Origin of the sequence: Collinsella aerofaciens, from assembly GCF_039758965.1 — a bacterium.
Taxonomy (GTDB): domain Bacteria; phylum Actinomycetota; class Coriobacteriia; order Coriobacteriales; family Coriobacteriaceae; genus Collinsella; species Collinsella aerofaciens_BR.
Genome location: NZ_JBDMSL010000040.1, coordinates 1 through 6,533 on the forward strand (window position 1 = coordinate 1; position 6,533 = coordinate 6,533).

General features: G+C 60.9%; 7 protein-coding genes. 1 reads left to right on the forward strand and 6 read right to left on the reverse strand.

The annotated features are described in order from the left end of the window. Positions 1–195: 195 nt before the first annotated feature. Both ABHU32_RS09780 and ABHU32_RS09785 read right to left on the reverse strand, forming a co-directional pair. Positions 196–1,632: a M20 family metallopeptidase gene (locus tag ABHU32_RS09780; protein WP_346979795.1), complete on the reverse strand. Its 1,437-nt coding sequence runs from the start codon at positions 1,630–1,632 to the stop codon at positions 196–198. 55 nt (positions 1,633–1,687) lie between these two features. Then, positions 1,688–2,350, reverse strand: a complete 663-nt coding sequence (locus ABHU32_RS09785; protein ID WP_346979796.1) for an HAD hydrolase-like protein — start codon at positions 2,348–2,350, stop codon at positions 1,688–1,690. Positions 2,351–2,506: 156 nt separating this feature from the next. On the opposite strand from ABHU32_RS09785, the gene ABHU32_RS09790 reads away from it, so the two are divergent. Then, positions 2,507–3,367 carry a DegV family protein gene (locus tag ABHU32_RS09790; protein WP_346979797.1) on the forward strand — a complete coding sequence of 287 codons (861 nt, stop codon included), beginning with the start codon at positions 2,507–2,509 and terminating at the stop codon, positions 3,365–3,367. A gap of 93 nt (positions 3,368–3,460) precedes the next feature. Here the strand turns inward: ABHU32_RS09790 and ABHU32_RS09795 are convergent, their stop codons facing one another. The 4 genes from ABHU32_RS09795 to tgt form a co-directional block, all read right to left on the reverse strand. Beyond that, complete coding sequence (locus ABHU32_RS09795; RefSeq protein WP_055250871.1) at positions 3,461–3,769, reverse strand: type II toxin-antitoxin system RelE/ParE family toxin; 309 nt, start codon at positions 3,767–3,769, stop codon at positions 3,461–3,463. A gap of 2 nt (positions 3,770–3,771) precedes the next feature. Continuing rightward, on the reverse strand, positions 3,772–4,071 hold the full coding sequence (locus ABHU32_RS09800; RefSeq protein ID WP_152067857.1) for a type II toxin-antitoxin system RelB/DinJ family antitoxin: 300 nt from the start codon (positions 4,069–4,071) through the stop codon (positions 3,772–3,774). A 112-nt stretch (positions 4,072–4,183) separates the two neighbouring features. Beyond that, on the reverse strand, positions 4,184–4,942 hold the full coding sequence (locus ABHU32_RS09805) for an LOG family protein (RefSeq protein ID WP_346979798.1): 759 nt from the start codon (positions 4,940–4,942) through the stop codon (positions 4,184–4,186). 210 nt (positions 4,943–5,152) lie between these two features. Beyond that, on the reverse strand, positions 5,153–6,292 hold the full coding sequence (gene tgt / locus ABHU32_RS09810; RefSeq protein ID WP_055285790.1) for a tRNA guanosine(34) transglycosylase Tgt: 1,140 nt from the start codon (positions 6,290–6,292) through the stop codon (positions 5,153–5,155). Positions 6,293–6,533: the final 241 nt, after the last annotated feature.

The window sequence follows — 6,533 nt, forward strand, 5'->3', positions numbered from 1 at the left end:
CGGCCCGTTCTGGGCGCGCCTCAATCGTAGCCCGAGATGGTCCCAGGCTGACAATTTCGACTGTAATGGACGTTCTTGTTTGACTAGTCATTTAAGAACGTCCCCAATGACTACCCCACCGCAACAGAAAAAGCCCGGGCAAAAGCACCGGGCTCGTAATGCAAGTTTGTATCCAAGCAGGATATAGGGGAAGCCCTACAGCTCCAGCTCGTTGAGACGGAGGATCGCAACAATATAGATCTTGAGCGCCTGCTTGAGCTGTTCCTCGTTGGCGCACTCGTTGGGGCCGTGCATCTGGCCGCCCCACGCGGGCAGCTCTAGGCCGGTCTCTTCGGGGCCAAACGAGACGGCGCGGGCAAAGTTGCGCGCGTACGTGCCGCCGCCCATGGCAAAGGGTTCGGCATGCTTGCCGGTGAACTCGTTATAGGTATCGATAAGCGCCTTCACGGCCGGATCGTCGGCAGACACCGAGAACGGCACCTTCGCGCGACCCAGCTGGCACGTCACGCCAAAACGGCCCACGAGCGGGTCGAGCTGCTCGCAAATGGTATCGGCACTCGAGCTGTCGGGGAAGCGCACGTCGATGACCTGCTCAATATGGCCATCCGCCACGCGGATGACGCCAGCGTTGCAGGTAAGCGGGCCAAACGCCGGACTCGTCGCATCGATACCCAGGCCGCGGCCATAGGCATCCGCATGCACAAAGGCCAGGAACTTGACGAACTCGTGCTCGGCAGGCGTCAGCAGACGCTCGTCGCGTGCACCAAACGCGTCCTCGGCCTCGCGCAGATACGCCACGATCAGGCCGACGGCATTGATCGTTCCCTCTGGCATCGAGGCATGACCGCCAATGCCGTGGGCAAAAATCTGCGCATGGCCATTGTCGAGCGCCGTGATCTCCAGGCGGTCGGCGTTCTCAACGGGCGCCGGCAGCTCATCGGCGGCAATCGCGAGCTCGCAGATGGACTGCGACGGAATGGCGTTGCTCGCCTCGGCACCGCTCCAGGACACAATGCGCCCACCGTCGATCTTGGGACTCACGAACGTCGCTCCAAACTGGCCCTTCTCGGCATTGCAAACCGGGAACTCGGCATCGGGCGTAAACAAAAAGTCGGGGTCTGCGTGGTTCTCCAGATAATGGTGAACGTCGGACATGCCCACTTCCTCATCGCAGCCCAGCAGCGCGCGGAAGGTATAGCGCGGCACAATGCCGTGCTTGAGCAGGTAGGCACCGGCGTAAAGCGACAACACCGCCGGACCCTTGTCATCAATCACGCCACGGCCGAGCAGCCAGCCCTCGCGACGCTCCATCGCAAACGGATCGGTGTTCCAGCCGGGGCCGGCGGGCACCACGTCCACGTGGCAGATGGTCGCGAGCTGCTTGTCGCCGCGACCCGGGATATCGGCAATGCCCACATAGCCCTCGTCGTCGCTCGTCTGGTAGCCGAGCTTTTGCGCAATGCCGAGCGCGCAATCGAGCGCATCACGAACCGGGCGGCCAAACGGCGCGCTAGGCTCCGCATCGGCAGCAACGGCTACGGACGGATAACTCACCAGCTGCTCGATATCGGCGACGACGTCCTCCCAGACCTCGTCGACATACTCGGTAACGCTCTGCTCCACCTGATTCATGGACGACCTCCTTACCAATGAGCGACGGGTACGCCCGCCCCTCACATTGCGTCTATTAGATAGCGAAAAGTTTAGCAAGCTCGGCCACCGAGTGCACCACTGCATCGGCACCCGCCGCCTCGTGCTCGCCCGACGCCGCCGCGCCCGAATAGATACCAATGCACGGCACGCTCATCGCGTGCGCGCCCTCGACGTCGTTAAAGCGATCGCCGATCATCACGGCATCGCCCGCCGTCGCACCGAGCTCTGCCAGGGCATCGCGGACCGAATCGGCCTTGGTCTCGCGCCCCTGCGGCGGATTCATGCCAACCACCGCCTCAAACTGAGAAAGTCCCAGCTCTCCCACCATGTCGATACACTTTGCCTCCATGCGTGACGTCGCCACGGCCATACGCTTGCCTTGGGCGACCAACCCATCCAGCAGCTCGGGGATCCCGTCAAACACGGGATACTCCTCCGGTCCCAGTTCATCAAAAAAGGCACGGTACTCGTCGGCCACCACAAGCGACTCCTCGCGCGAGAAGCCATAAAAGTCGTGAAAGCTCTTCCACAGGGGCGGCCCGATCATGCGGCGCAGGTCACCCATCTGCGCCTCCGAAAACCCGCGCGCGGCCAACGTCTTGCGCGTCGAGGTCATCACCGCCCGGCCCGTATCGGCCACCGTGCCGTCAAAATCGAACAGCACAACCGGCCGCTCGCATAGCTGTAATGCCGCCATCGGCACTCCTCTTCCCCAGTTGATGATTTCCACACCGACACTTCAAACTGTTGACTATTCAACAATTGAACCTAGCAATGTAGAGCAACTCCACTATACTTGTCGCACTTTGCTCTCAGAAGGCGGCGCGAAAGCGCCCCAACGAAAGGTGCAATTATGTCTTTTGCCATCATAACCGACTCCACGTCGGACATCTCCCCCGCCCGCGCTCAAGAGCTCGGCATTTACGTGATTCCACTGCATGTGATTATCGAGGGCGAGGACCTGCTCGACCAGGTACAGATTACCGCCCAGGAGTACGTCGCGCGCATGGCCGGCTCCGAGCAACTGCCGCACACCTCGCAGCCGAGCGCCGGCGAGTTCAAGGCACTCTTTGACCGCGTGCTCGCCGACGGCCATGATAGCGCCATCTTTATCTCACTGTGCAGCGAGTGGTCCGCCTGCTATGCCAACGCCAGCCTGACGGCCGAAACGCACGAACTCGACGTGCGCTGCATCGACTCGCGCACCGGCTCGGGTGCCGAGGGCCTGCTGGTGGAGTACGCGCTGGCCATGCGCGAGGACGGCCGCAGCCTGGACGAGACCGAGGCGCAGATCCGCGCGACGCTGCCCGACGCCCACCTGTTGCTGATTCCCCGCACGCTCGAGAACCTCGTTAAGAACGGCCGCGCGCCCAAGCTCGCCGGCCAGCTCACGCAGATGCTCAACATTCGCCTGGCCGTTTCGCCGGAGTGGAAATCGGGCGAGATCAAGGCCATCAAAAAGGGCCGCGGCGCCAAGCGCATCGTCGCCAACACCATGGCAGACTGCCTCGCGTTTTTGGCCGAGCATCCGGGCTCCAGCGTGCGCGTGCTCACGACCGGCGCCGCCGAGGAGCAGGAGCTCGTCAGCCAAGCACTCGCAGGCCAAGACTATGTAGACGCCGGCACCGGCCCCATCGGCTGCACCATCGCCACCCATGTAGGCGTCGATGCCATCGCCATCAGCTACTGCCCCCGCTACCAGCCAACTCACTAGGGACGCCCACATCAGTTGCGGTGGAATAGGGACTGTTTTTGGCTTATCAGCCGCAAATCAATCCCTATTCCACCGCAACTTGGAAATCGGCGATCAGCCCAGCGGACCCTGAAACAGCTCCTGATGAGTGCCCATTCTCACCAGCCTAATCACTGGGTTAGTCTTATGGGGAAGATAAAGAACGACCACATCGACCAAGCCATCGGATAGGTGGAAATCGATGTGGCCGTTGTAGTTTCCGCCCGGGTTTGAGAGCTCGTGGGCGCCATACTCCGCCGGAAGTGACCCATGGGCCACAAGCTCTGCAACCGCCGCTTTAAACTCACTTTTTAGCTGCGGATGCATGCGCATCGTTCGTTTGTAGTCCACCTTAAATTGAGCCTCGACTTTAATCTCGAACATCGCTATTCCTCATCGAGGAATGACATAAGCTCATCAGCGTTATTGAATGACAGGCTATCGTCCGGCAAAATCCCCAACTCATGAGCCTCGGCAATCACCATGGCGCGTCTCGTCGCCTCGTTGGGCACCTCCGCCCTTCCTACAATCTCAAAAGGAATCTTTCGCTGATTTACCAGCTGCCGAACGGCAAGATTGAGATAGGAATTGAGGCTGAGGCCGACCGAATCCAAGAACTCAGTCGCCTGCTCCTTGAGCCCCTCTTCGATTCGAACCGTCGTAGGCTTAACTGTTGCTGTAGACATTTGCGACCTCCTCGCCCTCGTCTTTTACACAAGTATACCCAATATAAATGGCAATCTGATGTTAAATAACATCAGATTGCCATGCGTATTCATGTCGCGTGGCACGATTAATCTACATCAGCCCGCTCAGGGCGATGTCGACGGCCTCATTGATGTCGTCGGTGATGTGTACGAGCTCGGGATCGAGCGGGCTAATCATACCGGCGTCCATCACCGGGCCGTTAAGCCAGTCGAATAGGCCCTGCCAGTACTCGCTGCCTACCAGTACAAGCGGCATGCGCTTGACCTTATGCGTCTGCACCAGCGTGAGCACCTCGAACATCTCGTCGAGCGTGCCAAACCCGCCGGGAAACACGATGGCGCCCGAGCTGTATTTGACGAACATGGTCTTGCGCACAAAGAAGTAACGGAAGTCCATGCCGAGGTTCACGTATTTATTGAGCCCCTGCTCGTGCGGAAGCTCGATACCCAGGCCGACCGACTTGCCGTTGGCGCTCGCCGCTCCCCTGTTGGCCGCCTCCATGATGCCGGGGCCGCCACCGGTGATAACCGCCACGCCGCGTTGGGCAATCTTGCGACCGACCGTGCGCGCCGCCTTGTAGAGCGGATCGGTCTTGGGCGTGCGGGCGCTACCGAAGATGGTCACCGCAGGCCCGAGCTCGGCCAGCGCGCCAAAACCATCGACGAATTCTGCCTGAATACGAAGGACGCGCCACGGATCGGCATGCAACCAGTCGGTCGACTCCTCGGGCGCCAGCAGGTTGGCGTAGGTGTTGTCCTTAGGAATCATGGGGCCGCGCATGACCACGGGACCGCGGCGGTACGTCTCGTCGTAGGCAGGCTCGCCCTCGACGTTCTCATTCTTAATCATGGGTACTCCTATCGAAGATAGAAACGGGCGGGGTCGACGCCATGCGCCAAACACCCGCCCGAACATCATCTATTCGGTATGGTACCCACGATGCATAAAGTGCTTGCAAGCTATCGGTCAGCGGTCGTGCAGATAGTGCTAGCGAACGCGACGACCGATCGCCGCTTGGCCTTTGCCGTTACTCACGCCCCGCAAGCGCGCCCGCGGCTCTTAGTAATCCACCGCCGCGGGGCTGTTCATCCAGTCGCTCACGAACGCACCGTAGCGGCCCTCGATAATGGCCTGGCGGGCACGCTGCATAAGGTTGAGCAGGTAGTAGATATTGTGCATCGAAAGCAGAATGCCGCCGAGCATCTCCTTCTGCGTGACCATGTGACGGATGAGCGCACGGCTGTAACCGCCCGTGCACACCGGGCAGGTGCAGGTGGGATCGATGGGACCGTCGTCGTGCGCAAAGCGCGCGTTGCGGAAGTTGAGGCGACCCTCGCTGGAGAATGCCGTGCCCATGCGGCCGGTGCGCGTCGGCAGCACGCAGTCGAACATGTCGATGCCCACGCCCACGCCGCGCACGAGCGTCGTCGGGTTGCCGACGCCCATCAGGTAGCGCGGCTTGTGCTTGGGCATGTACTCGCTCACAAGCGGTGCCAGGGTCTCGAACATGGTCTCGTGGTCCTCGCCCACCGAGTAGCCACCAATGCCGTAGCCCGGGAAGTCGCCGCACTCCTCCAGATGGCGCAGCGAGCGCAGACGCAGGTCCAGATGCATGCCGCCCTGAACGATACCAAAGAGTGCCTGGTCATCGCGGGTATGAGCCTTGTAGCAGCGCTCGGCCCACATGCTCGACAGCTCCACCGCGCGCTCGACGTAGGCGCGTGTGGCAGGATAGCCGGGGCATTGGTCGAGCTGCATGCAGATGTCGGAGCCGAGCTTCATGGCGATTTCCATGTTGTCCTCGGGCGTCCAGAACACGTGACGGCCGTCGTAGTCATTGACGATAAAGCGCACGCCCTCGTCGGTGAGCTTGACGGCGTCGTTATGGCTAAAGACCTGGAAGCCGCCCGAGTCGGTGAGGATGGGGCCGTGCCAGTTCATAAACTTATGCAGTCCGCCCAGCTCGGCGATGGTGTCCTCGCCGGGGCGCATGGACAGGTGATAGGTATTGGCAAGCACGATCTGGGCGCCGAGCTGCTTGACGGTCTCGGTAGGAATGCCCTTGACGTTTGCCTTGGTGCCCACGGGCATAAAGATCGGCGTCTCGATGTCGCCGTGCGGGGTATGCAGCACGCCGGCGCGCGCGTGCGTGGTCGGATCCTCGGCGATCAGGTCGAATTTAAAAAGACTCTGGTCCATAAACTGGAACTCCTTGGTTGCGGTTCATACGCAGACCATTATACGGGCAACCCGCAAGGAGCACCGACTCGACAGAAACTAGTGCAAAGGAAACCTGCCCCCTGCACCAATGCACCAGGATAAAAATGATCCGTTTTCCTCCGTCCCCAACGGATCATTTCCGACAGACACTATGACCCAATCCGAGGGCACTAAAAAGATAGGAGCCCCCGCTCGTGACCGCGGGTCGGGGCTGCGACAA

Bases quoted from the DNA above. Each gene is read 5' to 3' on its own strand.
- ABHU32_RS09780 (WP_346979795.1), bottom strand. From the start codon at position 1,632: ATGAATCAGGTGGAGCAGAGCGTTACCGAGTATGTCGACGAGGTCTGG.
- ABHU32_RS09785 (WP_346979796.1), bottom strand. From the start codon at position 2,350: ATGGCGGCATTACAGCTATGCGAGCGGCCGGTTGTGCTGTTCGATTTT.
- ABHU32_RS09790 (WP_346979797.1), top strand. From the start codon at position 2,507: ATGTCTTTTGCCATCATAACCGACTCCACGTCGGACATCTCCCCCGCC.
- ABHU32_RS09795 (WP_055250871.1), bottom strand. From the start codon at position 3,769: ATGTTCGAGATTAAAGTCGAGGCTCAATTTAAGGTGGACTACAAACGA.
- ABHU32_RS09800 (WP_152067857.1), bottom strand. From the start codon at position 4,071: ATGTCTACAGCAACAGTTAAGCCTACGACGGTTCGAATCGAAGAGGGG.
- ABHU32_RS09805 (WP_346979798.1), bottom strand. From the start codon at position 4,942: ATGATTAAGAATGAGAACGTCGAGGGCGAGCCTGCCTACGACGAGACG.
- tgt (WP_055285790.1), bottom strand. From the start codon at position 6,292: ATGGACCAGAGTCTTTTTAAATTCGACCTGATCGCCGAGGATCCGACC.